General features: G+C 59.9%; 21 protein-coding genes and 1 pseudogene. 15 read left to right on the forward strand and 7 right to left on the reverse strand.

Features of this window, described 5'->3' with window-relative positions; all coding sequences use genetic code 11:
- Positions 1-75: 75 nt before the first annotated feature.
- The gene (locus tag ACPYOJ_RS17830) at positions 76-1,254 is read left to right on the forward strand and encodes an efflux RND transporter periplasmic adaptor subunit (RefSeq protein ID WP_168832457.1); all 1,179 of its coding nucleotides are present in this window, start codon (positions 76-78) and stop codon (positions 1,252-1,254) included.
- Positions 1,251-4,463 (forward strand): efflux RND transporter permease subunit, encoded by a 3,213-nt coding sequence (locus ACPYOJ_RS17835; protein WP_481417433.1) that lies wholly within the window; start codon positions 1,251-1,253, stop codon positions 4,461-4,463. The genes ACPYOJ_RS17830 and ACPYOJ_RS17835 overlap by 4 nt, the downstream gene beginning before the upstream one ends.
- On the opposite strand, the gene ACPYOJ_RS17840 is transcribed toward ACPYOJ_RS17835, so the two are convergent.
- The 4 genes from ACPYOJ_RS17840 to ACPYOJ_RS17855 all read right to left on the reverse strand — a co-directional run bounded on the left by ACPYOJ_RS17840 (position 4,432) and on the right by ACPYOJ_RS17855 (position 8,780).
- Complete coding sequence (locus tag ACPYOJ_RS17840; RefSeq protein ID WP_481417434.1) at positions 4,432-5,436, reverse strand: acyltransferase family protein; 1,005 nt, start codon at positions 5,434-5,436, stop codon at positions 4,432-4,434. The two genes, ACPYOJ_RS17835 and ACPYOJ_RS17840, sit on opposite strands and share 32 nt — an antisense overlap.
- Positions 5,437-5,480: 44 nt before the next feature.
- The gene (locus ACPYOJ_RS17845; protein ID WP_481417435.1) at positions 5,481-6,746 is read right to left on the reverse strand and encodes an O-antigen ligase family protein; all 1,266 of its coding nucleotides are present in this window, start codon (positions 6,744-6,746) and stop codon (positions 5,481-5,483) included.
- An 11-nt stretch (positions 6,747-6,757) separates the two neighbouring features.
- Positions 6,758-7,978, reverse strand: coding sequence for a polysaccharide biosynthesis/export family protein (locus tag ACPYOJ_RS17850; RefSeq protein ID WP_481417436.1), 1,221 nt, complete (start codon positions 7,976-7,978; stop codon positions 6,758-6,760).
- 121 nt (positions 7,979-8,099) lie between these two features.
- On the reverse strand, positions 8,100-8,780 hold the full coding sequence (locus ACPYOJ_RS17855) for a sugar transferase (RefSeq protein WP_481417437.1): 681 nt from the start codon (positions 8,778-8,780) through the stop codon (positions 8,100-8,102).
- A 763-nt stretch (positions 8,781-9,543) separates the two neighbouring features.
- Here ACPYOJ_RS17855 and ACPYOJ_RS17860 point away from each other — a divergent pair.
- Both ACPYOJ_RS17860 and ACPYOJ_RS17865 read left to right on the forward strand, forming a co-directional pair.
- On the forward strand, positions 9,544-9,822 hold the full coding sequence (locus tag ACPYOJ_RS17860; RefSeq protein WP_481417438.1) for an exopolysaccharide production repressor protein: 279 nt from the start codon (positions 9,544-9,546) through the stop codon (positions 9,820-9,822).
- 115 nt (positions 9,823-9,937) lie between these two features.
- The gene (locus ACPYOJ_RS17865) at positions 9,938-10,948 is read left to right on the forward strand and encodes a glycosyltransferase family 2 protein (protein ID WP_481417439.1); all 1,011 of its coding nucleotides are present in this window, start codon (positions 9,938-9,940) and stop codon (positions 10,946-10,948) included.
- A gap of 6 nt (positions 10,949-10,954) precedes the next feature.
- Here ACPYOJ_RS17865 and ACPYOJ_RS17870 read toward each other — a convergent pair whose 3' ends face one another.
- Positions 10,955-11,914 carry a glycosyltransferase family 2 protein gene (locus tag ACPYOJ_RS17870; RefSeq protein ID WP_481417440.1) on the reverse strand — a complete coding sequence of 320 codons (960 nt, stop codon included), beginning with the start codon at positions 11,912-11,914 and terminating at the stop codon, positions 10,955-10,957.
- A gap of 531 nt (positions 11,915-12,445) precedes the next feature.
- On the opposite strand from ACPYOJ_RS17870, the gene ACPYOJ_RS17875 reads away from it, so the two are divergent.
- The 7 genes and pseudogenes from ACPYOJ_RS17875 to ACPYOJ_RS17905 all read left to right on the forward strand — a co-directional run bounded on the left by ACPYOJ_RS17875 (position 12,446) and on the right by ACPYOJ_RS17905 (position 20,918).
- Complete coding sequence (locus ACPYOJ_RS17875; protein ID WP_481417441.1) at positions 12,446-13,564, forward strand: acyltransferase family protein; 1,119 nt, start codon at positions 12,446-12,448, stop codon at positions 13,562-13,564.
- 3 nt (positions 13,565-13,567) lie between these two features.
- Complete coding sequence (gene exoK, locus ACPYOJ_RS17880) at positions 13,568-14,359, forward strand: endo-1,3-1,4-beta-glycanase ExoK (RefSeq protein ID WP_168832447.1); 792 nt, start codon at positions 13,568-13,570, stop codon at positions 14,357-14,359.
- A gap of 80 nt (positions 14,360-14,439) precedes the next feature.
- Positions 14,440-15,609 (forward strand): annotated as a pseudogene (locus tag ACPYOJ_RS17885) (glycosyltransferase); the annotation flags it as partial.
- A 30-nt stretch (positions 15,610-15,639) separates the two neighbouring features.
- Complete coding sequence (locus ACPYOJ_RS17890; RefSeq protein ID WP_481417461.1) at positions 15,640-16,635, forward strand: glycosyltransferase family 2 protein; 996 nt, start codon at positions 15,640-15,642, stop codon at positions 16,633-16,635.
- A gap of 14 nt (positions 16,636-16,649) precedes the next feature.
- On the forward strand, positions 16,650-17,561 hold the full coding sequence (locus ACPYOJ_RS17895) for a glycosyltransferase family 2 protein (RefSeq protein ID WP_481417442.1): 912 nt from the start codon (positions 16,650-16,652) through the stop codon (positions 17,559-17,561).
- The gene (locus tag ACPYOJ_RS17900) at positions 17,558-18,565 is read left to right on the forward strand and encodes a glycosyltransferase family 2 protein (RefSeq protein ID WP_481417443.1); all 1,008 of its coding nucleotides are present in this window, start codon (positions 17,558-17,560) and stop codon (positions 18,563-18,565) included. Before ACPYOJ_RS17895 ends, ACPYOJ_RS17900 begins: the two co-directional genes overlap by 4 nt.
- Positions 18,566-18,569: 4 nt before the next feature.
- Positions 18,570-20,918, forward strand: coding sequence for a polysaccharide biosynthesis tyrosine autokinase (locus tag ACPYOJ_RS17905; protein WP_481417444.1), 2,349 nt, complete (start codon positions 18,570-18,572; stop codon positions 20,916-20,918).
- On the opposite strand, the gene ACPYOJ_RS17910 is transcribed toward ACPYOJ_RS17905, so the two are convergent.
- The gene (locus tag ACPYOJ_RS17910; protein ID WP_481417445.1) at positions 20,919-21,656 is read right to left on the reverse strand and encodes a metallophosphoesterase; all 738 of its coding nucleotides are present in this window, start codon (positions 21,654-21,656) and stop codon (positions 20,919-20,921) included.
- Between the two features lie 224 nt (positions 21,657-21,880).
- On the opposite strand from ACPYOJ_RS17910, the gene ACPYOJ_RS17915 reads away from it, so the two are divergent.
- Complete coding sequence (locus ACPYOJ_RS17915; protein WP_481417446.1) at positions 21,881-22,960, forward strand: acyl-CoA dehydrogenase family protein; 1,080 nt, start codon at positions 21,881-21,883, stop codon at positions 22,958-22,960.
- Here ACPYOJ_RS17915 and ACPYOJ_RS17920 read toward each other — a convergent pair whose 3' ends face one another.
- Positions 22,961-23,428 carry an RrF2 family transcriptional regulator gene (locus ACPYOJ_RS17920; RefSeq protein ID WP_168832440.1) on the reverse strand — a complete coding sequence of 156 codons (468 nt, stop codon included), beginning with the start codon at positions 23,426-23,428 and terminating at the stop codon, positions 22,961-22,963.
- 193 nt (positions 23,429-23,621) lie between these two features.
- On the opposite strand from ACPYOJ_RS17920, the gene ACPYOJ_RS17925 reads away from it, so the two are divergent.
- From ACPYOJ_RS17925 to copD, 3 genes are all read left to right on the forward strand, one after another.
- Positions 23,622-24,551, forward strand: a complete 930-nt coding sequence (locus ACPYOJ_RS17925; protein ID WP_481417447.1) for a LysR substrate-binding domain-containing protein — start codon at positions 23,622-23,624, stop codon at positions 24,549-24,551.
- Positions 24,552-24,871: 320 nt separating this feature from the next.
- On the forward strand, positions 24,872-25,237 hold the full coding sequence (copC, locus tag ACPYOJ_RS17930) for a copper homeostasis periplasmic binding protein CopC (RefSeq protein WP_481417448.1): 366 nt from the start codon (positions 24,872-24,874) through the stop codon (positions 25,235-25,237).
- Positions 25,234-26,121 (forward strand): copper homeostasis membrane protein CopD, encoded by an 888-nt coding sequence (gene copD / locus ACPYOJ_RS17935; RefSeq protein ID WP_481417449.1) that lies wholly within the window; start codon positions 25,234-25,236, stop codon positions 26,119-26,121. The genes copC and copD overlap by 4 nt, the downstream gene beginning before the upstream one ends.
- Positions 26,122-26,175: the final 54 nt, after the last annotated feature.

Consider the following 26,175-nt stretch of genomic DNA (forward strand, 5'->3'; position numbering starts at 1 on the left):
AAATCAGCAGATATGAATCGCATCGTTACAGTGTAAGATCGGCGGTATAACGGCCGCCCAGCAGCGGGGGTTGCTATGCCTTACTCTTTTCGTAACATCCTGACATTTGTTGGCTTTGCAGCGCTTGCGCCGATCGTTGCAATGGCACAGCAAGCCCCTCCGGCTCCCCCGTCCGTCACGGTCGCCAAGCCCGTCGTCCGGGACGTGGTCGATAATGACGAATTCATCGGCCGCTTCGAGCCCGTCGACGAGGTCTCCGTGCGATCGCGCGTCGGCGGCTACCTGCAGGAGGTGCACTTCACCGACGGCTCTCTGGTCAAGAAAGGCGACCTGCTGTTCGTCATCGACCAGCGGCCGTTCATCACTGCCCTGAACCAAGCGAATGCTGCGCTGGAAGTGGCGAAATCGACGCTGACGTATGCCGATGCGCAGTACAAGCGAACGGCATCGCTCTCGACCAGCGGCAGCCAGTCGATTTCCTTGCTCGAAGAACGTCGCAGCCAATGGGATTCCGCTCAAGCCAATCTCCGAGGCGCTCAAGCAACGGCCGACCGCGCAAAGCTCGATCTGGAATATACGACGATTACCGCCCCGATCAGCGGCCGCATCGACCGCCGGCTGATTTCCGTGGGCAATCTCGTTCAGGCCGATCAATCGGTTTTGACGACCATCGTTTCACTCGACCCGATCGATTTCTATTTTGACGTCGATGAACGCCGGCTCCTGAACTTCGCGCAGACTGCGCGTGAACGCGGCAGCGAGCTTCAGCAGGGTGGCGGCGGTCTCGAAGTTAAGGTCCGCATCACGGATTCCAACGATAAGCCGTTCACAGGCAAACTCGACTTCGCCGAGAACCGGGTCGATAGCCAGACCGGCACGATGCGGGTCCGCGCCCGCTTTGACAATCCGAAATTCGTGCTTCAGCCCGGTCTCTTCGGCCGGGTGCAAGTGGAGGCGTCGAACGTCTATAGGGCCATTCTCGTGCCGGACGACGCAATCGGCTCCGACCAGAACCAGCGCGTCGTCTATGTCGTCGGCAAAGACGGCACCATTTCGACGAAACCGGTCCGAACTGGTCCGCGGCTTTACGGCTACCGCGCCATCCGCGAAGGCATGGACGGCAACGAGACGATCGTCGTCAACGGCCTGATGCGCGCCCGCCCGGGCAGCAAGGTCACGCCGCAGATGACAGAACTGCCGCAGAGCCGCGAGGATATCCCGCCGGAAGCTGCAAGCATGGAGCTGGCCCAATGAGGTTTGCGCACTTCTTCGTGGACCGGCCGATCTTCGCGTCCGTTCTCTCCATAGTTCTGCTCATTCTCGGCGGTCTCGCCTATTTCCAGCTGCCGGTGGCGCAGTTTCCCGAAATAGCACCGCCCACCATCGTCGTGCGCACCAACTATCCCGGCGCCGACGCCCAGACCGTCGCCGACACGGTCGCAACGCCGATCGAACAAGAGATCAACGGCGTCGAGAACATGCTCTACATGTCCTCCTATGCGACAGACGACGGGTCGATGTCCCTGACGATCACCTTCAAGCTCGGCACCGACCTGGATCAGGCACAGGTTCTCGTCCAAAACCGCGTAGCAATCGCCGAACCGCGGCTGCCCGAGGAGGTTCGCCGCACCGGGGTCACCACCACGAAGAGTTCGCCCGATCTTATGATGGTCGTGCACATCCTCTCTCCAAACAGCCGCTACGATCAGCTTTACGTCTCGAACTATGCCCGTAGCCGCATCCGCGATGTGCTCGTGCGCCTTGACGGCGTCGGCGATCTCACCATCTTCGGCGAGCGCGAGTATGCCCTGCGCATCTGGCTCGATCCGCAGAGGCTGGCGTCCTATAGCATGACCCCGAACGATGTGGTGGCTGCCTTGCGCGAGCAGAACGTGCAGGTTTCCGGCGGCTCGATCGGCGGCCCGCCGGCGGCCGGCACAAATGCATTCCAATACACCGTGACGACGCAGGGCCGGTTCTCCGATGCGCGGCAGTTCCGCTACGTCATCGTGAAAGCGACAGCGGACGGCCGCCTCGTACAATTGCAAGACGTTGCCCGCATCGAACTCGGCGCCAAGCAATACGTCACCAACAGCTACCTCGACGGCAAGCCGGCGGTGGCGCTCGGCATCTTCTCACGTCCAGGCACGAATGCGCTGGCTGGCGCCGCCGAAATCAAGGCGGCCATGGAACGGCTCGCCAAGGACTTTCCTCCGGGGCTGGCTTATAACATCGTCTACAATCCGACCGAGTTCATTTCGGAGTCCATATCAGAGGTCTACAAGACCATTTTCGAAGCAGCCCTGCTGGTCGCAATTGTCGTGCTGGTCTTTCTGCAATCCTGGCGCACGGCCATCATCCCCATCGTGGCGATCCCCGTGTCGCTGATCGGCACTTTCGCTTTGCTGCTCGCGTTCGGCTTCTCGCTCAACATGCTGACGCTCTTCGGGCTCGTGCTCGCCATCGGCATCGTGGTGGACGATGCGATCGTCGTCGTCGAGAACGTCGAACGAAACTTGGCCAAGGGCATGACGCCGAGGGAAGCGGCGCATGTCACCATGGACGAGGTCGGAACGGCGGTCATCGCCATTTCCCTTGTCCTCATCGCCGTCTTCGTCCCGACAACCTTCATCCCCGGCATTACCGGCCAGTTTTACCGGCAGTTCGCGGTGACGATCTCGGTCGCAACGGCGATTTCGGCGATCAACTCGCTGACATTGTCGCCAGCGATCGCCGCGCTCGTGCTGCGGCCGCACGAAGAACATGCGAAAGAGACGCGAAATCCGCTCACGCGACTGGGCCGCGGCCTCGCCAACGGCTTCAATCGCGGCTTCGACCGGATGAGCCACGGCTACTCATGGCTTGTTCGCCACATCGTTGGGACAAGGACCGCCGTGTTTTGTGCGCTGCTGGTATTTGCGGCACTGCTGGCGTCGACCTACTACATGGGCCGAATCGTCCCAAGCGGCTTTATCCCTAACATGGACCAGGGCTACGCAATCGTCGTCATTCAATTGCCCGAGGGCGCCTCGCTCAACCGAACCGACGCCGTCGTGCAGCAGGCGGCGGAAATCATCGGCAAAACGCCTGGCGTCTCTCACTCGGTGGCCTTTGCAGGCTTCAGCGGTGCCACCTTCACCAACGCGTCCAATCAAGGCGTTGTCTTCGCACCCTTTGACACGTTCGAACACAGGCTTGAGCAGGGTCTGAGCGCCGGCCGGATCATCGGTCAGCTCTACCAGAACCTGCAGGGCATCCAGGAAGCCTTCATCATTGCCATCCCGCCCCCCTCCGTCAGGGGTATTGGCAATTCCGGGGGCTTCAAAATGCAGTTGATGGACCTCGAAAGCGGCGACATGCGGCGGGTTCTGGCCCTTGCCTATCAGATGATGGGCACCGCCAACCAGACGCCGGGGCTGACAGGCGTCTTCACCACCTTCTCTGTATCCAGCCCGCAATTCTTCCTCAATATCGATCGCGACAAGGCCCGTATGCTGAACGTCCCGATCTCGAACATATTCGATACGCTCTCGATCAACCTCGGCACGTCCTATGTCAACGACTTCAATGCTTTCGGCAGGGTTTATCAGGTGCGAGCGCAGGCCGACCAGGAATTCCGCCTCGAACGGGACGATATCCTTGCCCTGAAGGTCCGTTCGGCGACCGGCGCGCTGGTGCCGCTGGGAACGCTCATCGAAGTTCAGGACAGGAGCGGGCCGGCGCTCGTCCAGCACTACAATATGTATGTCTCGGTACCGCTGCAGGGCAATCCGGCGCCGGGTGTGTCGACCGGCACCGCCCTCGATAGCATGGAGAAGATCGCAGCCTCGGTACTGCCCCCCGGAACGACGTTCAACTGGACCGAGCTCGCCTTCCAAGAGCGCGGCACCGGCAACACCGCGATCTATATCTTCGCGCTGTCGGTCATCTTCGTATTCCTGGCACTGGCCGCCCAGTATGAAAGCTGGGTGCTGCCGCTCGCCATCATCCTGATCGTGCCGCTCGCCATTCTCGCGGCCCTGCTTGGCGTCCATTTCCGCGGCATGGACAACAACATCCTGACGCAGATCGGCCTCATCGTGCTGATCGGACTTGCGGCGAAGAACGCAATCCTGATCGTGGAATTCGCGAGACAGGCGGAAGAGGGAGGCAAGACGCCGGTGGAAGCGGCGATTGAAGCCAGCCATTTGCGCCTTCGCCCCATTCTGATGACGGCATTCGCCTTCATCTTCGGCGTCGTGCCGCTGATGATCGCAACAGGCCCAGGCGCGGAGATGCGCCAGGCGCTTGGCACGGCCGTCTTCTCCGGCATGCTCGGCGTCACGCTTTTTGGCCTGTTCCTGACTCCGGTCTTTTACGTCGTGCTGCGCGCCCGCTGGCGTAAGACGGCGGTTGCGGAGCAAGCGTCTGTCGATGAACTGGACGCTGAGACTACGAAGGACGTTCGAGCGGGCGGCGCTTGAACGTGTCGCCCGACAGCAGCTTGCGCATCGGCTTTTCGATCATCTCGTAGGCGGCGACTCCCAGGAGCGTTCCCGCGCAAGTGGCCGCAACCACGGTAAGAGTATCAGGGATCCCGGCAAGTCCGGAGGCCTTGATGACAACCGACACCGCCAGCGTGTGCCAGAGGTAGATGGAGTAGGAAGCGTCGCCGAAATAGGTGAGCACCGGCACGCGGCCGATGCTGCCGTCCGCCTCCAGCGACACCATCCCGTACACCAGCGCCATCGCCAGCGGGCCGCAGATGAACTCGTCGAATTCCGCTCCGCTCAGATAGATCACCGCAAAGCCGCAGAGTGCTGCGCCGACGAAGGCGAGCCCGAGGCTGTGACCCGCGATCCAGCGGCGCAGCCACAGTTCGGCGATGAATACACCGCCCAGGAATTCCAGGATGATCGGGCGGGTGTAGGTGGCGAGCATCGGCGAGGACGGATGCCAGATCGCGCCGATGACGACGAAAAGCCCGAACGCCGCTGCGAGAAAGAGCAGCCGCCACTGGCGCGGCAGGAACAACGCACCGGCAAAAACGACATAGAAGAACATCTCGAATTGCAGCGTCCAGCCCTGAACCAGGACTGGCCAAATCTCGCCCGTGCTCGGCGAATGCACAGGAATGAAGAAGAGCGAACCCAGGACGTGGCCGGCAGCAAGCCGCAGGTTTGGAAACAGCCCTGCCAGTGCGCCGGCGATCATGATCATGGTCACGAGCCAATATGAGGGGGCGATGCGGCGGACTCGGTCGAGCAGGAAGCGCTGCGGCGTCAACGGCTTGCGCTCGCTGATCACCCACATGATGAATCCGCTGATGACGAAGAAGACATCGACGCCGGCAGCGCCGATGACGAAATGCTCGCTACTTCTCTCCGCCGCATGAAAAACGACGACGGCAAGTGCCGCGAAGGCACGCAAATACTGGATCCCGTAGAGGGTCTTCATGCATTTCCCCGTTTACTCCGCTCCCGCGGCGTAGATGCAGATGATCAGGAATTGACAGGCGAAACGGATTGATAACGTCGCAGGGCGGCCATCGCCGAACGTTGTCGCGCGCCGACAAGTTTTCCCGCGGTGAAGTAAAGAAGGAACGTACCGACGTTATAAGGTGTCAGAATATCGATTTCCACGAACGAGCGGAACAGAAGCAGCACGATGATGCCGAACAGCAGATAGGATTCATCGTTGCGCACATCCTCCAGCAGCCGGCGCAGATGCCCCCACAGCGTTGCGATGATTGTGGCGGCCAGAATGAGCACACCGGTCAGGCCGAGTTCGACTGCCGTCTCGATGTAGGTGTTATGAAAATGGAAGCCGCTTCTCGAGCCGATAAAGAATTCCTTCCATAGCCGCTCCGGCTCGGAAAAACCTTGCACCCAATAAGCCTGGTAGCCGACACCGAAGGCCGGGTGTTGCGTCGCTGCGGCAATACCCTGCTGCCACAGATAGGTACGCCCGGTCAGGGTCGAATCCTTGCCGAAAAGGCCGAGGACCGCATCGACGGCACCGAGATAGACACCCGCGACGGCGAGCACGATTGCCGCAACCCCGCCACCGACGACCAGTAGTTTACGATTATCCGGCGACAGCATGAGCACGACGCGTAAGCCAATCAGCAGGGCGACGATAGCTGCCGTCGTGATGACCGAGGTCGCGGATTGCGCGGCGTGCAGGCAATAGGCGGACATAAGGCCGGCGATGACGGAGGCTATCATCCACAGACGGCGTTCGCCGTAGATGAAGACGGCGGCATATGCGAAAATGATGCCCAGGGATGCGTAGAAGGCAAGCTGGTTCTTGGACGCGAAAGCACCGACGAAACTGTAGGTCCCGTCGATCGGGTCATATTCGTAGAAGCCGAAGAGGATCGAATAAAGGAGCACAATGGCAGTGCCTGCCACCATCCCAAGCGTCAGGGTCCGGACGTCGACCACGCGAACGGCGATCAGCGCGCAGGCCACCTGTGTCAGTAATTGGATGCTCGCCCGCATCGAGACGCTCGGGACCTGCGACCAGAAGACGGAAAGAAATGCGAAACCGGCAAAGGCAAAAATCCAGATGAACCGGCTGTAGCTGCCCAGCACCTTACGATAATCGACTGCGATGAGCGGCAACCACAACGCATAGTAAAGCAGGATCGCCGGCTGTCCGAAACGGAGCGAATAGGCGAAGCAGAAGAGCGAAAGCGCTACCGCCGGAATGGCGTAGATTTCGTTCTCAGCTGGTTTTATCAGCACCGATTTGGCGATCCGCATGCGGGTCTCCGCTATCTCATTGCGACCCCGGCGGTGACCTTGATCAGGTCGCCGGGCTGCAGTGCGGTGTTTTCCTGCACCGGAATTTCCTTCGACTGGCCGTCGACTTCCCGCACGATCGAGTAGCTGATGCTGGCACTATTGTCCGGGTCGAACCGTGCGGCATCATTCGATTGCGCCAGAGCTTCCGACATCAGCGCATCGCTGGTCGCAAGCTTCAGGTTGTGCGTATCCAGATCGCTTTCGGTGTCCTGCAGTTCCTGCGCCAGCGTGGCGTCCCAGTCGTTGCGGAGCGTAATCTCGTCCTGATTGGCCTTGTTGATGTCCTGCTTGGCCTGCAGCGAATTGGTGTCGATGTCGAGAAGAGTGGCCTCGATATCGGCTGCGCGCTGTTCGGATGCCATCTTGCGGGCGCTGAGCGCAAGCCCCTTCTCGGCAAGGTTTTCCACTTTATCGCGGTCTTCCTTGGCAAGCTCGAGCTGGCGTGTCTGCGTCTCTGTCTTCTTGGCGAGAGACTCAATTTCGGCTTGCAGCAGAGATCTCAAGTCCTCGAGCCCCTGGAGCTGCAGCGTGAGCCGCTTCTTGCGCGTCGACATCAATGCTGTTTCGCTGGCAAGCAGCGCCTTTGCCTCCGGCAGATCCTTCAGCTCCTTCGGCATGTCGATCGTCTCCTGGCCGGCGATCTCGGCCTGCAGCCGTGCCTTGCGGGCGAGCAGGCGATTCTTTTCCGTCGTGTAGACGACTGCATCACCCTTGGCGTTGATGAAATCGCGGGCAAAGCGCTGGCCGGCGTCTGCGCGGTGAAGCCCGCCGGCGAGGCTGACAGCCTTCACGACGGTGAGATTCGGTGCGAAAGGATATTCGCCCGGCTTGTCGACGTCGCCTGTCAGGAAGACGGGCCGGAATTCGGCAAGTTCGACGGATGCGGAGGGCCGGTCCTTCAGGCCGAACTGCTTCTGCAGCGCGACACCGATCTCCTGCGCGATCGCATCCGCCGTCTTTCCGGAGGCTGGGAGGTCGCCTACGAACGGAAGCGAGAGATTGCCTGCGGGGCCGACCGTATAGTCGCCGCTGACCACCGACCAGTCGCGGATCGATCCTTCCGCCGTCTGCCATTCGGCAACGCGGATGCGCAACTTGTCCATCGTGCCCAGCTTGTAGTCATCAGCCTTTGCAAAGCTAGAAGAGCCGACCAATATGCCAAACCCCGCAACGAAAGCGAGGCCAGTCATAAAGGAGTTTCCAAGCAGGTTACGGCGTAACAGGATTTCTCTCATTCAGTCTTTCCCATAAATCGGCACGGCAAGCCAAAAGCTATACCGTACGTCACTGGTGTATTTGGAAGCGGCGTTCTCAGTAGCTGCCGCGCTGCATGCAGACGGCGGGGATCGTCCGGGCAATGATCATAACGTCGCGGGTGAGCGACCAGTTTTCGACATAGTGGGTGTCGAAAGCAACGCGCGTGGCATAGGACACGTCATTACGTCCGCTGATCTGCCAAAGGCCGGTAAGCCCAGGGCGAGCCTGAAGATAGTAGACGGCGGAAGACTCATAGAGTTCCAGTTCGTCATGCACCACCGGCCGCGGCCCGACGACGCTCATTTCGCCGCGAAGGATGTTGATGAGTTGCGGCAGTTCATCAAGGCTGAGCTTGCGCAGCACGCTTCCGACAGCGGTGACCCGCGGATCGTCCTGAAGCTTGCGCGTTGAACGCCACTCTTCCATTGCCTTCGGATTGTTGCGCAGATGCTCCTGCAGAACCTTGTCGCCATCGACGACCATGGTTCGGAACTTCAGGCAACGAAACTCCTGGCCGTTGTGGCCGATACGGCGATGTCCGTAGAAAGCTGGTCCCCTGTCGGAGAGCTTTACGAGCAGCATCACCATTAGAAACACCGGGCTCAGGAAAATGAGCCCGAGCGCGGCAGCTGAGATATCGAATGCTCGCTTGATTATCCCGCCGGTCGGCGGAAAGACATTCGCATGAACCACGCCAAAGAATGGCGTACTGTCCGATCTCGTCGCAGACTTCATAGAGTTAACTCCACTTATGTTTGCCGTTTGGTCGGTATGCCAAGGCCGATAGGCTGGCGTTGACGAGTTCGGAGTGTATGGGCCGATTTTGTTTTTTTAAGCCACAATTTCATGGCGATTGTGTAACGGGCCGTTTTTGGAGCGCCGCAAGCGCTTTTTCGTTTATGAGCCATCACTTAAGTGCAGATGCAGAGCCTGCAATGTTTTCGAATAGTCTCGTTGCGCGGCACTAAAGATCTTGGTGTTTGCTTTGCGGCGCAAAAAGATTGAAGAATAACCCCTTCTGCCGATTTGCCGCCGAATTTGGTTATGCAGCCCCGGCACTACTGGGAATAGGTCAACTATATTGCCTTATTGCCGATTTTATTGCGACGCACCATGGATTTTGCGCCGCACACTCAAATCGTTTTAGATGAAAACTTTGTAATAAAAGTTGAACGCATTGACCTCTCCTGCGTTAGTCACCATGTGGAAATATGGCGCTTCGCACAAGGTGCAACGCCAAATTTTCCGCAATCTCAGGTAGGATGAGCGCAAGGAAGGAGGCCGGAGTTAATCCTTAACGAGCATTCGCCGATTTTATCCAAGGCCGGAACGAAACCTTAATCCGAATACTGTAGAAAACGAGCAACGGATAACGAAAGAATGCTTCTGTTCGGTTGAAACCACAGGCTATCTAAAATATACAAAGTAAAGGGTCCCAGGGAGGCAGCCCGAATTCAATGAATGTTCATTGAACGACCTCCTTAGGGGAGGCAGGATTATGTACGCACCTCGTGTTTTCGTCAGCATGCTCGGCGCTTTGGCGGTCTTTGCGATTGCGACCTATTACCTAAACGGTTCTCTCGTCGATACGCTGACCGACACAGCAATCAGCGCGGTACTTTTGCAGATCGGCTACTTTGGCGGCGTGCTTTTCCTCGTCTGGAAAGAAAGCAAGGCGCGTAACGCCAAGGGGACTGCGGTGATGTCGCCGGCTCGCGACGACAAGGAAACGCTTGTCGTTACGCCGTTCAAAAGTTCCGAGCCTTTCAACCAGTGAAAGCACGCTTCCGGCACGTGACGCCCCGGGCCTCGTAATATCTTTTGAAGGTCTTTTGCATTGCCGTCGAAGCGGCGACGTCCTAACTGTTGCGCGAAACAACGGAGGGTACGACGTGGTTGAGACGGCTACGGCAAGCATATGCGTAATCATTGCCGCCAAGAACGCGGCCGATACGATCGGTATGGCGATCGCTTCGGCCTTGCGGGAAAAGCAAGTGGCCGAAGTCGTCGTGATCGACGACGGATCCACCGATGGAACGGCCGATGTCGCCAGGACTGCCGATGACGGCAGCAATCGCTTGAATGTCGTCTCGTTCGAGAAGAACAGGGGTCCGTCCGCCGCCCGCAACCATGCGATCGAGGTCTCCTCCGCGCCGCTGATCAGCATTCTCGATGCCGACGACTTCTTCTTCGAAGGCCGCTTCAGCCGGATGCTTGCGGAAGACGATTGGGATCTGGTGGCCGATAACATCGCTTTCGTGGAAGCCGAGACTGTCACGCGCGCGCCGCAGCAACTCGACCATTTCCCCGATCGTCCGCTGTTTCTTGACTTGGTGAGCTTTGTCGAGGGCAATATCTCGAAGCGCGGGGTGCGGCGCGGGGAAATCGGCTTCCTGAAGCCGGTCATGCGGCGTGCGTTTCTTGATGCTTACAAGCTGCGCTATCGCGAGGAGATGCGCCTCGGCGAGGACTACGATCTCTACGTCCGCGCGCTGGCTAACGGCGCACGCTACAAGGTGATCCATAGCTGCGGGTATGGCGCCGTCGTGCGAGGCAACTCCTTGAGCGGAAGCCACCGGACGGAAGATATCCGCAGGCTCTATGAAGCGGACCAGGCGATTCTGACCAATTGCAAGCTGTCTTCAGAAGCCGCCGCAGCCGTGCGCCGGCACGAGAGCCACGTTCGCGGCAAATACGAGCTTCGCCACTTCCTCGATGTGAAGAAGCAGTCCGGCGCCGGTGCAGCCCTGGGCTATGCCCTGACCCATCCCCTGGCCATCCCCGCAATCGCCGGCGGCATCTTCATGGACAAGACGGAACGCTTCCGCAGCCCCGGCGGCGTCGACATCGCGACCAAGGGAGCCGGTGGCCTCAGATATCTTTTGCCGTCGCCTGCGGAGTAAGCCTGTCTATTTCGAAAGTTTTCCGCCGGCGAGCTGAAGCACGCTCGTGAGCAAGGCCGGATCGCGCCAGGCCCATCGTGCCAGCAGCCGGAAGTCCGGCATCCGTCGCCTGCGCACAAGGCCGGCCTGGCTCCAGAGCGCCTGTTTCCGTGCCCGGCTCTTGTAGGCCTTGATCGTTTCGATTTCCTGCGGACGCTTGGAGAAACGGCTTTCGAGCCGGTCGAGCGCCATCCAGGTTATGAACTGCTGCTTGAGGAACTCCGGCGAGGCGTTGTCGACGCCGTGGAAAATGTTGATCCCCTCCCCGCGAAGCGCACCCGCCTCCCCGCAAAGAACGATCCGCCGCGCCGCGAGCATGCAGTCGCAGAAAAACAGAACGTCTTCCGCCGCGAGCCGAAGTGCCGCGTCGAAGCGAACCTTCTCGATCAGCGGCCGGCCGATGACCATGCATGACATGTGCAGGAAGGCCCAGTTCTTCAGCATCACGCCTGCAAGGTCCGGAATCTCGAGCAGCAGCGGATGGTCGGAAAGGCGCAACGCCTTTTCGCTCCTCTCCAGATCGGCGATCCCGAAATGGTAATCGAACTCTTCGCCGCCGTGGATTGACGCCCAGTAACAGTCGGCATCGAACTTCTGCAGGGCATCATGGGCATTTTGCAGATGCGCCGGCGTCCAGAGATCATCGGAATCCAGAAAGGCTGCGAAGCGCGTAGCGGCCGGAACGTTGTCCAGGCCGGTATTGCGCGCTCCGCCCGGGCCTGCATTCAGCTGCTTGACGATCGTAATCCGCGCCCGCTGGTCTTGGGTGAGCGGCTTCAATTCGTCTTCGGCCGCATAGGGTGACTGGTCATCGACAACGATCACATCGAAGTCCTGAAAGCTCTGCGCAAAGACCGAAGCCAATGCGCGGCGAAGGATGCCGTCTTCGCGCTGGTAGAAGGGGATGATGATCGTGAAGGTCGCCATTCTTTCTCCTGAAGGACCGTCCGGTGATCGAGCACATAGAGCCGAGAGCTGCACCGAACAAGTTGCTGCAGTGCGAAATGATGAAGGTCATTCGGGCCGAAATTTGTCAAAGCCCAATAGTTTGGCCTCGAGAGAGGCATGTGCTGAAAAGGCGCACCAAGGATATCAAAAATCACATTCTCGCCGCAATTCGGGACTGCGTGGCCCCGGAAACCGCTGACATCTTTCACCAAGCGCGAAAAACTTTTCTTGCACGCGTGCTCCAGGCCCGGCCCAATCCTGCTTTATTATCATATTCCGAAATACATTGTCGTATGGGGCGTTCAGCCGCTTCTCTAAGCCGGTGCGCGACAAAACCGGCTGCCGATGCGGAGCTTCCTCGGCTGTGTCAAGACGGGACACCCGATCATTTTTGCTGCAGCGCCATATTTTCTTCCGTGAAAACACTCTAGCTTTTGGATCGCGGGCTGGAGTCTGTCTCGTTGAAACGGCCGTAAGGGGAGGTGCGGCCGAATAGGGGTGACTGATAACGTGAACGTAGACACAAACATATCCTCTCGGATCAACCTGATGCGCATCGTGCTCATTTCGGGCATCGTGTTCGTCCATATACCATTTGATCCTGCCAACACGCCGTTCAACGGAAACTACGGTTTCTTCGACTGGCTGCGGGTGTTCCTGAGCGAAGCGCTCTTCCGTGTTGGGGTTCCCTGCCTCAGCGCCATTTCCGGCTATCTGCTGTTTCGTGGCGGCATGGAGGGGTTCGATTACTTGAAGACCGTGCGAACGAAGGCGCAAACCGTTTTCCTGCCATTTCTCCTCTGGAATACGGCATTCTTCATCGCCGTGCTGGCAATGCTGAGTGTCGGCATCGGCGATGGCTACGTCATCAGTCCTTGGACAGCATCGGTCCGTGGGCTTCTCAGCCAGCTGTTCGCGCTCGAGGATTTCCCGGCAAACATCCCGCTCTATTTCCTGCGCGACCTCTTCGTCTGCATCCTGCTTTCGCCGCTGCTTGCCTGGCTCATCCGTCGCGTTCCGCTGCTGACGCTGTCGGCGCTGCTGCTTCTCGCGCTCATTCCGGAATTGTCGCTCTACATCGTGATCAAGCGCTCGATTCTCTTCAGCTTCACGTTCGGCATCTATGCAAGCCTCTACAAGCTCGACATCAAGGCGCTTGATCGCTTCGCCCCGCTCGGCGTCGCGGTTCTCTTTATCGCCTCAGCGCTGCTTGCCACTGCGATCTACACGACCGGTCCATTGATGCCCTCGTGGGTCGAACTTTCCCGCAACGCCCTGGCGATCGGCGGAGCTGCGGGTTTCTGGATGTTGTCTGCCCTGCTCATCAAAACCCGTCTGGGCCAGCGTCTTTCGAAAACCGGGAGCCTGAGCTTCTGGATCTTCTGCGCCCATTATCCGCTGCTCGTCTTTCTTTGGATGGTCTGGGGAAAGATGGGGATCGATTTCTATCCGCTCTTCTTCTGCGGCTCGCTACTGGTTCTCTTCCCGGTGCTTGCGGTTTCCAACAACCTCGTCCGCAACACCGCTCCGCGTCTCTACGCCGTACTGACCGGTGGCCGGTCGAAGAAAGGGTCTTCGCCCGCTTCGCGCCGGGAAATCCCGGCAGAATTCATTCCACAGCAAAGGTGACACATGACGGCTAAAATCGCCCATGCGCGACTGCTTTGCCAAAGCTTGACAATCGGCGCCCTGTTTCTGGGCGCCCTTCCCGCCCATGCCCAGCAGGCAACGGGCAAATCCTTCGTCGACGATTTCGACAAGATCGATCGCAGCGTCTGGTTCGTATCCGACGGCTGGAACAATGGCGCTCACCAGAACTGCACCTGGTCGAAGAACGAGGTGAAAGCTGAGGGCGGCATGCTGGGCCTAGGCTTCACGGAGGGTAAGTCCAAGGACCGGAATTATCTCTGCGGCGAGATCCAGACGAAGAAGCGCTTCAGCTACGGCACCTATGAAGCGCGGATCAAGGCGGCAACCGGCCCGGGCCTGAACTCCGCCTTCTTCACCTATATCGGCCCGGCCGACAAACAGCAGCACGATGAAATCGATTTCGAAGTGCTTGGCAAGGACACGTCGACCGTTCAGCTGAACCAGTACATCAAGGCGAAGGGCGGTAACGAAAAGCTCGTGCCGGTCGGCCAGGCTGCCGACCAGGGTTTCAACGACTATGCCTTTGTCTGGGAGCCGGCCCGGCTTCGCTATTACCTGAACGGCAAACTCGTTCAGGAGGTCACCGATCCATCCAAGATCCCTCAGAGCCCGCAGAAGATTTTCTTCAGCCTCTGGGGATCGGACACGCTGGCGAACTGGATGGGCAAGTTTGCCTACACACAACCCACGACGATGGAAATCGACCGGTTCGCCTACACGGCGCCCGGCGATAAATGCCAGTTCCAGGGTTCGATCGCCTGCACGCTCAACTGAGCGTGCAGAACCTGCCAAGACACTGCACAGCACCAACCGAACGGACTCCGGTGAATTCCGGTCTACGCAAAGGAGTATTGATGCTTAAAGTCCTCTACCTGGCGCACGACCTTGCCGATCCGGCTGTGCGCCGCCGCGTGCTGATGCTGAGGGAGGGCGGCGCGGCGGTGACGCTGGCCGGCTTCCGGCGCGGTGAGAATGCCCTCGCCGCCGTCGATGGCCTTACGCCGATCGAGCTCGGGCGGACCGCCGACAGCAGATTCGGCCAGCGCATGGCCGCCGTCGCAAAGGCCGTTGCCGGACTGCGCCGCCTGCTCAGGGGCGTCGAGCGCCCTCACGTGATTATCGGGCGCAATCTGGAATCGCTCGCCGTCGCTGACCGCGCAAGCCGGCTCTTCGGCGGCGTGCCCGTCGTTTACGAATGCCTCGACATCCATCGCCTTCTCGTGAGCGACGGTGTAGCCGGCAAGGCCATCCGCCGTGCGGAAGCCCATTTCGGACGCGACGCCAAACTGATCCTGACCAGTTCGCCGGCCTTTATCGCCAACTACTTCGTTCCGCGCTCTGCTCTCAAGGCGCCGATCATGCTTGTCGAAAACAAGGTGCTCGCGCTGGACGGGATGCCGGAAGCCAAGCCGTTCCGCTTGCCGCCGCAGGACGGCGAGCCCTGGAAGATCGGTTGGTTCGGGGCGCTCCGTTGCCGCAAGTCACTAAAACTGCTTGCCGATTTCTCCCGCTGCATGGATGGTCGCGTCAACATCGTGCTGCGCGGCCGGCCCGCCTATTCCGAGTTCGAGGATTTCGACACCTTTGTCGCCAACGAGCCCTATCTGAGCTTCGAGGGGCCGTACAAGAACCCGGAAGATCTCTCAGCGATCTACGGCGACGTCCATTCCTCCTGGGCCATCGACTTCTTCGAGGAGGGTCTCAATTCCAACTGGCTGCTTCCCAACCGGCTCTACGAAGGCTGCCTTTACGCAAGCGTGCCGATCACGCTCGCCGGCACCGAAACAGCCCGCTTCCTCTCCGCCAAGGACATTGGCCTGACGCTGCACGACGCCTCTCCTGAAAGCCTCGAGGCGCTCTTCGACGGCCTCACCGGCGAACGTTACGGCGCCCTTGCGGCGGCCGTCGCAGCCGAGGATCGCAGAAGCTGGTTCGCCGATCGCAGCGATTGCCGCGCCTTGGTCGATAACTTGTCCCGCCTTGTATCCTCCGCCGCAGAGGCGTCCACCGCTTCCTATGCTCCCGCAACCGCAGCTCAAGAGGGTTTGACTGCAATGAAGACTGATGTTTGTTCCAGCGTCGCCAGCCTTATCGTCATCCCCTGCCTGAATGAAGAAAAGCACATTGGCCCCCTGATCGAGAGACTGGGGCCGGCCCTCGATCAATTGAATGCCCGCATCGTCGTCGCCGACGGCGGCAGCACCGACGGCACCCGTGACATCGTCGCGCGGATCAGCGAAGCCGACCCCCGCGTCATCCTTCTCGACAACCCCCGCCGGATTCAAAGCGCGGCCGTCAACCTGGCGGTCAAAACCTTTGGACGCGACTACGAATACCTGATCCGGATCGACGCCCACGGCGACTATCCGGAGGATTATTGCCAGCGGCTTGTCGAAGAAGCCGAGCTGGTCCAGGCGGATTCGGTCGTCGTCGCGATGGAGACGATTGGACACGGCATTTTCCAGAAGGCAACGGCCTTCGCGCAGAACTCCAAGCTTGGCAATGGCGGCTCCAAGCACCGCGAGGGTGCCAAGGGCCATTGGGCCGATCATGGCCACCATGCGCTGATGCGCATCGCAGCCTTCGAGTCCGTCGGCGGATACGATGAGACATTTAGCCATAATGAGGACGCGGAACTGGATTACCGCCTGAAAAAGGCTGGGTTCGGTATCTGGATGACCGACAAGACGCGGATGATCTATTACCCAAGATCAACGGTCCGGACGCTTTTCCGCCAATATCTTGGCTATGGTCGGGGCCGCGCGAAGAACATCCTCAAGCACGGCAGCATGCCGAAGCTTCGTCAGATGTTGCCGCTTGCCGTAGTGCCGCTGTTTATCGGCGCGTTCCTGGCCGTGCTGAATTGGATCGCCGTCATACCATTCAGCCTCTGGGCGGTCGCCTGCGTCGGCTACGGCTTCTGGATGGCCGTCGGCCAGCGCAACCCGTACGGCCCGCTTGCCGCACTCTCGGCCATGGTGATGCATTTCGCCTGGTCGGCAGGTTTTTGGATGGAGCTTCTAAGCTTCCGCAACCGCAAGGCTTCCTGATGAAGGACCAACGCATGCAGATCGATATCGGCGTTTGCACCTATCGCCGCGCCTCATTGGATGAGGCGCTGCTTTCGCTTGCCGGTCTTGCGGTTCCCGAAAACGTAAAACTGCGCATCATCGTTGCCGACAATGACGCGACGCCGAGCGCACGAGAGCGCGTTGACGCTCTCCGCTCAAGGGTCCCGCACGTAATCGCCTATGTGCACTGCCCGGCGTCAAACATTTCGATCGCCCGCAATGCCTGTCTCGAAAACGCGACCGGCGACTTCCTGGCCTTCATCGACGATGACGAGGATGCCTCGGAAAACTGGCTTGTCGAATTGCTGAGTGCGGCTGAGAAGACGGAAGCAGACGCCGTCCTTGGACCGGTCCGCAGCGTCTACTCCCAGACGGCGCCAAGCTGGATGCGGGAAGGCGATTTTCATTCGACCCTGCCGGTCTGGGTCGGCGGCGAAATCCGCACCGGCTACACCTGCAATGTGCTGCTTCGCCTCGGCTCGCCGCATGTCAAGAACCGCCGCTTCAACCTGGCACTCGGAAAGACGGGCGGCGAAGACACCGAGTTCTTCAGCCACATGCACCGGGATGGCGGGCGCATTGCCTATGCCCCCGAAGCGCACGTCTATGAATCGGTACCGGAAAACCGGGCGGAGCTTTCGTGGCTTGCGAAGCGCCGCTTCCGCTTCGGCCAGACGCACGGCCGGCTGCTGCAGGAGAAGCACAAGGGCCTCAACCGTCTGAAGCAGATCGGTCTTGCGACGGCAAAGGCCGGTTATTGCCTCGGCGTCGCCTTCGTCTGCATCCTCGTTCCGGTCCCGCGTTATCGCTACGCGCTTCGCGGCATGATGCACCTCGGTGTCGTCAGCGGCCTGCTAGGTGTGCGCGAGATCCGCCAATACGGCGCGGCGGAGGGGACTGCATGACGAAAGCGCCGCCGGACATCAGCTTCATCATGGCTGCCTACAATGCAGCCGAAACGCTCGCGAAAGCGATCGACAGTGCGCTGGCGCAGACCGGCGTGACCGTCGAGGTCATCGTTGCTGACGACTGCTCGACCGATGAAACCGGCGAGGTGGCGCGAGGTTACGCGGATAAAAACGTCCGGCTGCTGACGCTTGAGAAGAATGGCGGGCCGGCCGTAGCACGCAATGCCGCCATAGCCACGGCGAGCGGCCGCTGGATTGCCGTGCTCGATTCCGACGACACCATCGAGCCGGGCCGGCTTGCGCGACTGATCGCCCTTGCCGAAGGCTCAGGTGCACAGATTGCGGTCGATAATCTTCGGGTGATCCGCGCCGATGGCTCGCCCCCGGAAACGATGTTTGCCGAAAGCGCTCTGGCGGCCATGCCGGAATTGACGCTGCCCGACTTCATTCGCTCCAACGCGCTTTTCGAAACGACACATAATTTTGGTTATCTGAAGCCTGTTTTCGAGCGCACCTTCATCGAGAAGCATGCGCTACGCTTCGACGAGAACCTGCGGATCGGCGAGGATTATGTTTTCCTCGCTTCGGCGCTGGCGCTCGGTGCGCGCTGCGTCATCGAGCCGATCCCCGGCTATAACTACAATATCCGCGAGGGCTCCATCTCGCGGGTGCTGGAACTCCGGCATATCGAGGCGATGGTGGAGGGAGACAGGGTCTTTCTCGGGAAACACACCCTCGATGCGGATGCCATGGCTGCACAGAAATTCCGGGCACAGAGTCTGCGACGGGCGGCGTCGTTCCTGATCCTGGTGGAAAACATCAAAAACAGATCGATCTCCGGCGCGATCAGGGTGGCATGGCGCGATCCTGCTGCCCTTCGCCACCTCAAGATGCCGATCGCCGCACGCCTCAACAGAATGGCGGCGGCATTCCGCAATCTCGCCGGACAAAAGACAGACATTCCAACGTTCGGCGGCGCACCGCGTTCGCCCAAAGGATGAGCTCATGAATCAACGAAACCTGACCCTGCACAGCGCCGTACCGAAAGCGGGCGACGATTCCGACAGCTTCATCGATATCGATCGGCTGATCGCGATCCTCTTGCGCCGCAAAGGCTCGATCGTGCTTTGCGTCGTTGCGTTCGTGGCTCTCGCTGCCGTCTATCTGTTTCTTGCGACACCCGTCTATACGTCGATGACGCAAATCCTGCTCGACGACAGCATGACCAAATATGCCGAGGATCAGCCGCCGGCCGCCAACGCCCAGCAGATGGATACGCAGATCGCCAGTGCCGTCGAAATTCTGAAATCGAGCGAACTCGCGCTGCGGGTCGTCGACTCTCAGAAGCTCGCGGATAACGACACAGTCCTCGACGCCGGCCAGTCGCCGGTCGACCTCGTGAAGTCCGGCATAAAGCTTATTGCCAGTGCCCTGACACCGGGCGGCCCGCCGGTCTCCGAAGCAGATGCCCTTAACGGCCGCCGCCAGAAAGCCGCAGCCATGCTGCAGCAGGCACTGGGGGTGGAGCGCGTTTCCCGCAGCTCCGTTATCGCGGTCTCCTATCGCTCGACCGATAGGATGCTGGCTGCAAGGATCACCAAGGCATATGCCGACGCTTATCTGAACGACCAGCTCAACGCGAATTTCGACGCAACCGAACGCGCCTCGGTCTGGTTGCAGGAACGCCTTACCGATCTCCGCAACCGTTCGCAGCAGGCGGCGCTCGACGTCGCGAATTTCAAGGCCGCGAATGGCCTGACTTCGGCAAACGGCGAGCTTATGTCTGACCAGCAGCTTGCCGACCTCAACAAGCAGCTCATCGTCGCACAGGCCGATACCGCAAGCGCCTCGGCTCGCTACAACCAGTTCAAGTCGATCGTCGATCAAGGCCCGGAAGCGGCGGTCAACAACGCCGCAATCTCCTCCGGCCAAACGGATAACTCCGTCATCCAGGACCTTCGCACGCGTTATCTGTCGGTCAGCCGCCGCGAGCAGGAGATCACCACCAACTACGGCGCCGACCATCCGCAAGCGGTGCAGCTTCGCGGTGAGAAGGAAGACCTGACACGTCAGATCTTCCAGGAACTCAAGCAGCTCACCTCCAGCTATCGCAACGAGTTTGAGGTTGCTCAATCGCGTGAACAGTCGCTGCGCGAAAACATCCGGCATCTGACCGGCAAAAATTCGGAATCGGACAAGTCGATCGTACAGCTCAACGATCTCGAGCAGCGGGCAACCGCCTTGAAGACACTCTACGAATCCTATCTCGGCCGTTACGAAGAGGCTTCGCAGCAGCAGTCCTTCCCCATCGCGAAGGCACGCGTGATTTCCGAAGCGGGTATCCCCACGTCGCCGTCGAGCCCGAAGAAAACGATGACGCTCGGTCTCGCCATCGTTCTCGGCCTGATGGCCGGCGGTGCGCTGACCGCGTTCCAGGAATTCCGCGAACGCTTCTTCCGTGTCGAGGGCGATGTGCGCAGCATCTTGGGCCTGAAGTTCCTCGGCTATCTGCCGCTGGTCGGAAAGCCGCCGCGCGAACGCAAGGTCTTCCAGCCGCGTAAGGATCCGCTCCCTCAGACCGCCGAGGCACCGGATGATGGCGCAAGCTTCGAACGCATCATGCGTATTGTTCTCGAAGCGCCCCGCTCGGTCTTTGCCGAAACGCTGCGCAATGCCAAGCTTGCGAGCGACGTCATGTTCCAGGGCAAGAGCGATCGTGTCATCGGCGTCGTCTCCGCCCTGCCCGGCGAAGGCAAGTCGACCACAGCGGCGAACTTCGCAGCCCTGCTCGCGTCCAGCGGCAAGCGCACTTTGCTGATCGACGCCGACCTTCGCAATCCAGGCCTGACGCAGATGCTGAAGTCACCGCCGCAGCAGGGTCTTGTGGAAGCAGTCCTCGGTGAGGTGCCGTGGGCAAGCGCCGTCAAGGTCGACAGTCGCACCAAGCTTGCGATCCTGCCGGTCGTCACGAACGACCACCTGATGCACACCAGCGAACTTCTTGCCTCGCAAGGCATGTTCAACCTGATGGAAAATGCCCGGAAGATGTTCGACTACATTGTAGTCGACCTTGCGCCGCTCGGCCCGGTCGTCGACGCCAAGGCCTTTGCACCGCAGGTGGATGGCTTCCTGTTCGTGACCGAATGGGGCCAGACACCGACGAGCATCGTCCGCGACATCGTGAATGCCGAACCGCAGATCAAGCAGAAGATCCTCGGCGTCATCCTCAACAAGACGGATATGGCCGAACTCGGCAAGTTCAGCAATTTCGGCGGCACGGAACGCTACCACCACAAATATGTCAGCTACTACACGGAAGAAGTTCCGCAGAAGCGCCAGGCTGCTGAGGCCTGATCAGGTCGAAAAGAGGTGAACCCGTCCCCGCCACAGGCGGGCGACGGTCAGCCTTCCGCTTTTGAATGCACGCGTATCAAGATTGAGCCGCTTCGGCTGCACCTCCGGTTCGTCACCCGGCGTATGGCCATGAACGACGAGCTTCGGTAGCAAGCTGCTGCTGTTGAAGAAGCGGTCGCGGATGAAGACGAGATCCTCGTCCGTCTGTTCGGAGAGCGTGAAGGCGGGGTCGATCCCGGCATGCACGAACAACGCGTCCTGCGTATCGACCAGGATCGGCATTGCCCGCATGAAATCGATATGCTGGCGCGGCAACGACTGCCGGATGAAGCCGTCGAGTTTCGCAGCCGTCGGAAAGATCAGCGGCAGATGCTCGGCATCGAGACCGTAGGAGCGCAGCAGCGCGTCGGCGCCCATGCGCATCCATTCGGAAAATGAAAGATTCCCGTCGATATAGTCGAGCATCATCATTTCATGATTGCCGGTCAGACAGATGCGGTCGAAATTCTCCGGCGGCGGCGACATCAGATGCGAGATCACCTGCGCCGACGAGGGACCGCGATCAATGTAGTCGCCAAGTGCGATGATGAGCTTGCGGCCCGGCAGACGCGCCGCATCCTTGACAATCGTGTGTTCGGCCATCTGCAGCAGGTCATGACGCCCGTGAATGTCCCCGATGGCATAAATAGGCATATCGCCGCAATCGAGCTGAAGGCGTTGCCGGGCAGACGATAGCATTATGGGAAACCTCTTGGCGGGTACTGACGCATGAGCCATAATCAATTCCGCGCACGGCTGAAAGCTGCTGCGGTGCGAAATGCCAGGTTTGTGAGGAGTTGAGCGTGGCCTTTCCTCTTAACCTGGTAAGAAAATTCAAACCATACTAATTTTGTAGAAAAGCCGGCCTTATCATTCCGGCGGCAATCCTCCACTCCTGTCATCTCTGAACACGAGACCGACCGATGGGAACCGTATCGCAATTTCACGACCGTACGAGGCCGGTTGCACAGCGCATCGAAAGCGAGGAAGAGGCGATCAATACGGCCCGCAGCCTTGCCGCCGCCTTTCAACAGCAAGCGAGCGAGCGGGACATCAACCGCATCCTGCCTTACCAGGAAATCGATGCGCTCTCGCAATCCGGCCTTGCCGCCCTCTCCGTCCCTGCCGAATATGAGGGGCTGGACGTCACCAATTCGCTGCTCGCCGAAATCGTTGCGATTATCGCCGAAGGCGACCCCTCGATCGGTGAATTTCTCGAAGTCCACTTTACCGTGCTCGAAGGGTTGCGGCAGCACGCGAGCGAAGAGCTGAAGCGCTTGCTTTTCGCTCGCGTACTTGCCGGCGATCGCCTTGCAGCGGCTTCATTTCCAGACACCGCAGCAACCAGCGCCAATGATCTCGGACACCGACTGAACGGTCGCAGCACATCTTCTCCTGCCGTCCTCTTCGTCGATTGGATCGCGATCCGAAGTGATCAGAGCACGCTCTACGTGCCACGCGACAGCGACGGCCTTCAACTGGTCGATGATTGGGACGGCTTTGGCCAGCGCACCAATGGCACGGCCGCGATCGTTGCCAACGAGGTGCATGTCAATGCGGATGCGATCGCTCCTGCTGCGAAAACACCCTCGGCGATCGGCGAACTGCTGCATGCCGCTGTCGATCTGGGGATCGCGCGCGCGGTTCTTTCGTCGGGTGTCAGCACCACGCAGGAAAGTGACGTCGGCAAACTGGCGATCAGCGCAGAGGCTGCATCCGCTCTTCTCGAAAGGGCCGGCCGCCAGCTCGACATGGCCCAGATCAACATCGTTGGCCAGGCTGCCGAAGATGCCTACTTCTCCGCGACCGCCGCGCGGGCCGTAGCGAGCGAACTAGCGTTGAATGCCTCAAGCCTGGTTTTCGAACTGGCCGGGAAAAATACCGCGAGCATCGGCCTCAACCTCGATCGTCACTGGCGAAACGCTCGCATCCGAGCTTTGGGAACCCCACTCGATGTCCTTCATCGCCGCGCCGCGACCCACCACTTGCGGAAGAATCGCTGATCAACTCGCGGCGGAAACCGGGACCTTTTCGTCGTCGTGGCCTTCAACTTTGCCGCCCTTTGCGACGAATTGTTCGAGCGTCATGCTGTCGAGAATATCGGCGATCGCATCCCGCACCTCGGTCATCGACCTGCGGACGTGGCAGGTTTCCGGATCCGAACAGTCGTCGCAGGCTTCGTATGCCGTACGGCTGGCGCAGCGAATGGGAGCAAGCGGGCCATCGAGCGTGCGGATGACATGACCGATGCGAATTTCCGATGCGGGCCGCGACAGCGAATATCCGCCGCCAGGCCCTTTCTTCGAGCGCAGGATGCCGACATTGCGCAGTTCCAGAAGGATCGCGTCGAGAAACTTTTTGGGGATATTGTTGCGCGCGGCGACATCGTTGATGAAGGCGGTTTCACCTGGAGCGAGACGCGCCAGATCGACCAGTGCCTTCAATCCATATTTGCCTTTTTTTGTTAACATTATCGACTGCCCTACAGGGCTCCGCGCGCCCTGCTGTCCTCTAATATGCAAATAGCGCCGAAAGCACGAATGAGCAAGAAATACCTAGGATTTATATAGCTTAAGTCCGCCTTTTTGGCTCTCCTCAAAAATCGGAGTCTTGTGTTACAACCCAAGAGTTCGTGATCGCTTCAACAAGGATTGAAAATAAGCGATGGAAACGCTTGCGAATCTTGAGTCCTTCGTGCGCAGCGCCGAACTCGGCAGCTTCTCGGCTGCGGCGCGCCGGCTGACGATTACACCGGCCGCGGTCAGCCGGAATGTCGCAACACTCGAAACCAATATCGGCGTCCGGCTTTTCCAGCGCAGCACTCGCAAACTGACATTGACGGAAGCCGGCGAGCGCTTCCTTTTTGCAATCCGCGACCACCTGGAGCGTCTGCAGGATGCGATCGCGGATATTTCCACAGATCGTGGTGAGCCTTCCGGCATCCTGAAGGTTAGCCTGAGCCCGACTTTTGGTATCGCTTATCTTTTGCCGCTGCTGCCGGACTTCATCGCGCGTTATCCTCACATCCGGCCGGAATGGACCTTCGAGAACCGTCCGGTCGATCTGATCGCGGAAGGTTATGACGCGGCGATCGGCGGCGGCTTCGAGCTGACGCCGGGCGTTATCGCCCGCACGCTTGCCCCCGCGCATCTGATCGCAGTCGCCTCCCCCTCCTACATGCAGAGCCGCACGCCACCTGCCGATCCAGCCGGCTTGGCGGGCCTCGACGGCATCGTGATGCGCTCGATGCATACCGGCCGTATTCGCCGCTGGCTGATGCGCAATGCCGCCGGCGAGGAGGTGGCGGCCGAGCTTCAGGAAAAGATCGTCGTCAACGATCCGGCTGCCATGTGCCGCGCCGCGGTGCTCGGTCTCGGCGTGACGTTGATCGCTAAACCTGACGCGCTGCCCTACCTCGACAGCGGCGAGCTCGTCCGTCTCGTTCCGCACTGGTACGCCGATGCCGGGCCAATCTCGCTTTACTACGCGACCCGTTCGCTCCTGCCCGCAAAGACCCGCGCTTTCGTGGATTTCGTTACCGAGGAGTTCCGAAAGAGAAAGTTAGCCGCCCGCTTTGCCGGCAGCCCGGATTGAGGCCTCAACGGCGCCGCGATCGTATCAGTGGTGCTGGTGCGCCTATCCGCCGCAAGCGCCATTTCAGAGCGGAATTCGCTTGGGATTCTCGATCTCGTCAACTAGCAAAACCGACGCCACGGCATCGGTCCTGTCGCGCTCGATCTCGGTATTCCAGGCAGCGAAGGCCGCGACCGTACTCGGGGCAAGGCGATTTGACTACACGCCGCGGAATAAATCCGATCCGCGAATGTCTACCATTTCCGATGGTCATATTCGCGGCCGCCGGAATACCGGGGCGTTCATCGCATGTCCCAACCTCAACCGAAAGGCACATCCCAATGCCACGACTTACCCGCCTTCTCTCCTATGCCGCAATCGCGAGCGCGGTGCTTGCGGGCCAGGCTTTCGCCCACGCGCACCTGACGTCCTCCGTACCGGCCGACAACGCTTCCGTTGCAGCACCGAGCGAGATTGACCTGATCTTCACCGAGGGGCTAAACCTCAAATTCTCAGGCATCAAGGTGACCGGGCCTGACCAGCAGGATGTCAAGCTTGGCGACAGTAAGTTGATGGACGGCGACAAGACATTGATGGTACCCATCTCCGACCCGCTGAAGCCCGGCGCTTACATCGTCGACTGGCACGTGCTTTCGACCGACGGCCACAAGACCAGCGGCTCCTACAACTTCACCGTCAAGCCGTGATCGGTCCCGGCGCCGCGCTCATCCTTTGCCGGTTTCTCTTCGACGCTGCCACGCTCTTGCTGTGGGGCACCAGTGTCTATTTGTGCACGCTCGTGCCGAGCGGTTTGCGGTCGAACGTTTGGGCGCGCCTTTATCCATTCCGAACAACCGCTATCGTGTGCGTGACGATCGCGACCGCCGCCACACTTCCGTTGCGTGCCGCCACGATCGGAGAAGGCTGGCAGGACGCGATCAGCTTCGAGATGCTGGCCAGCGTCGCATCGGAGACGACCGTCGGAACCGCTTGGGTGTGCCAGGTGGTCGCTACTTTGCTGCTTCTTGCCACGGGCGCCCTGCCGCCTCGCCACCGACTTTCTGCAACTGCAGCGACGTGCGCCTTGCTCCTCTGCAGTCAAGCGGTGACGGGGCATGCTGCCATGAACGAAGGCTGGCTGCGAACCCTTCATCAGGCAAATGACATCGTCCACATACTTGCCGGAGGAGCCTGGCTCGGCGCGCTGCTGCCTTTGCTCATCATCCTGCGGCCGTCGGCCGACCCTTCAAAGAGACAAGAGGCCAGAACGGCGCTCATCCGCTTCTCGACAGCCGGGCATGTCGCCGTGACTATCGTCGTCCTCTCGGGGGTCGCCAACATGCTTCTAATTCTTGGCCGCCTACCCACTGACTGGACCATCGACTATCAGCGGCTGCTGGCAATCAAAATCGGGCTGGTCGCCATGATGACGCTGACGGCGATTTTGAACCGCTACGTGTTCGTGCCTCGATTGGCACGCAGATCCCGTTCCACTTCGGCATTAACCGTCGGGACCGCAGCCGAGATTATCCTCGGACTGTTCGTCATCGGCCTCGTCGCGTGGTTCGGCATGCTTGAGCCATATCCGTAACTCAGCCCGCGTCGGCCAAAATTGTTCCGGTTAAAGCTTTCATGTATATTAGCA

The sequence above is a fragment of the Rhizobium sp. SVR5-9E genome (genome assembly GCF_056755095.1).

Coding starts and splice junctions, on each gene's coding strand:
- ACPYOJ_RS17830 (WP_168832457.1), top strand. CDS start 76: ATGCCTTACTCTTTTCGTAACATCCTGACATTTGTTGGCTTTGCAGCG.
- ACPYOJ_RS17835 (WP_481417433.1), top strand. CDS start 1,251: ATGAGGTTTGCGCACTTCTTCGTGGACCGGCCGATCTTCGCGTCCGTT.
- ACPYOJ_RS17840 (WP_481417434.1), bottom strand. CDS start 5,436: ATGAAGACCCTCTACGGGATCCAGTATTTGCGTGCCTTCGCGGCACTT.
- ACPYOJ_RS17845 (WP_481417435.1), bottom strand. CDS start 6,746: ATGCGGATCGCCAAATCGGTGCTGATAAAACCAGCTGAGAACGAAATC.
- ACPYOJ_RS17850 (WP_481417436.1), bottom strand. CDS start 7,978: ATGACTGGCCTCGCTTTCGTTGCGGGGTTTGGCATATTGGTCGGCTCT.
- ACPYOJ_RS17855 (WP_481417437.1), bottom strand. CDS start 8,780: ATGAAGTCTGCGACGAGATCGGACAGTACGCCATTCTTTGGCGTGGTT.
- ACPYOJ_RS17860 (WP_481417438.1), top strand. CDS start 9,544: ATGTACGCACCTCGTGTTTTCGTCAGCATGCTCGGCGCTTTGGCGGTC.
- ACPYOJ_RS17870 (WP_481417440.1), bottom strand. CDS start 11,914: ATGGCGACCTTCACGATCATCATCCCCTTCTACCAGCGCGAAGACGGC.
- exoK (WP_168832447.1), top strand. CDS start 13,568: ATGACGGCTAAAATCGCCCATGCGCGACTGCTTTGCCAAAGCTTGACA.
- ACPYOJ_RS17890 (WP_481417461.1), top strand. CDS start 15,640: ATGAAGACTGATGTTTGTTCCAGCGTCGCCAGCCTTATCGTCATCCCC.
- ACPYOJ_RS17895 (WP_481417442.1), top strand. CDS start 16,650: ATGCAGATCGATATCGGCGTTTGCACCTATCGCCGCGCCTCATTGGAT.
- ACPYOJ_RS17900 (WP_481417443.1), top strand. CDS start 17,558: ATGACGAAAGCGCCGCCGGACATCAGCTTCATCATGGCTGCCTACAAT.
- ACPYOJ_RS17905 (WP_481417444.1), top strand. CDS start 18,570: ATGAATCAACGAAACCTGACCCTGCACAGCGCCGTACCGAAAGCGGGC.
- ACPYOJ_RS17910 (WP_481417445.1), bottom strand. CDS start 21,656: ATGCTATCGTCTGCCCGGCAACGCCTTCAGCTCGATTGCGGCGATATG.
- ACPYOJ_RS17915 (WP_481417446.1), top strand. CDS start 21,881: ATGGGAACCGTATCGCAATTTCACGACCGTACGAGGCCGGTTGCACAG.
- ACPYOJ_RS17920 (WP_168832440.1), bottom strand. CDS start 23,428: ATGTTAACAAAAAAAGGCAAATATGGATTGAAGGCACTGGTCGATCTG.
- ACPYOJ_RS17925 (WP_481417447.1), top strand. CDS start 23,622: ATGGAAACGCTTGCGAATCTTGAGTCCTTCGTGCGCAGCGCCGAACTC.
- copC (WP_481417448.1), top strand. CDS start 24,872: ATGCCACGACTTACCCGCCTTCTCTCCTATGCCGCAATCGCGAGCGCG.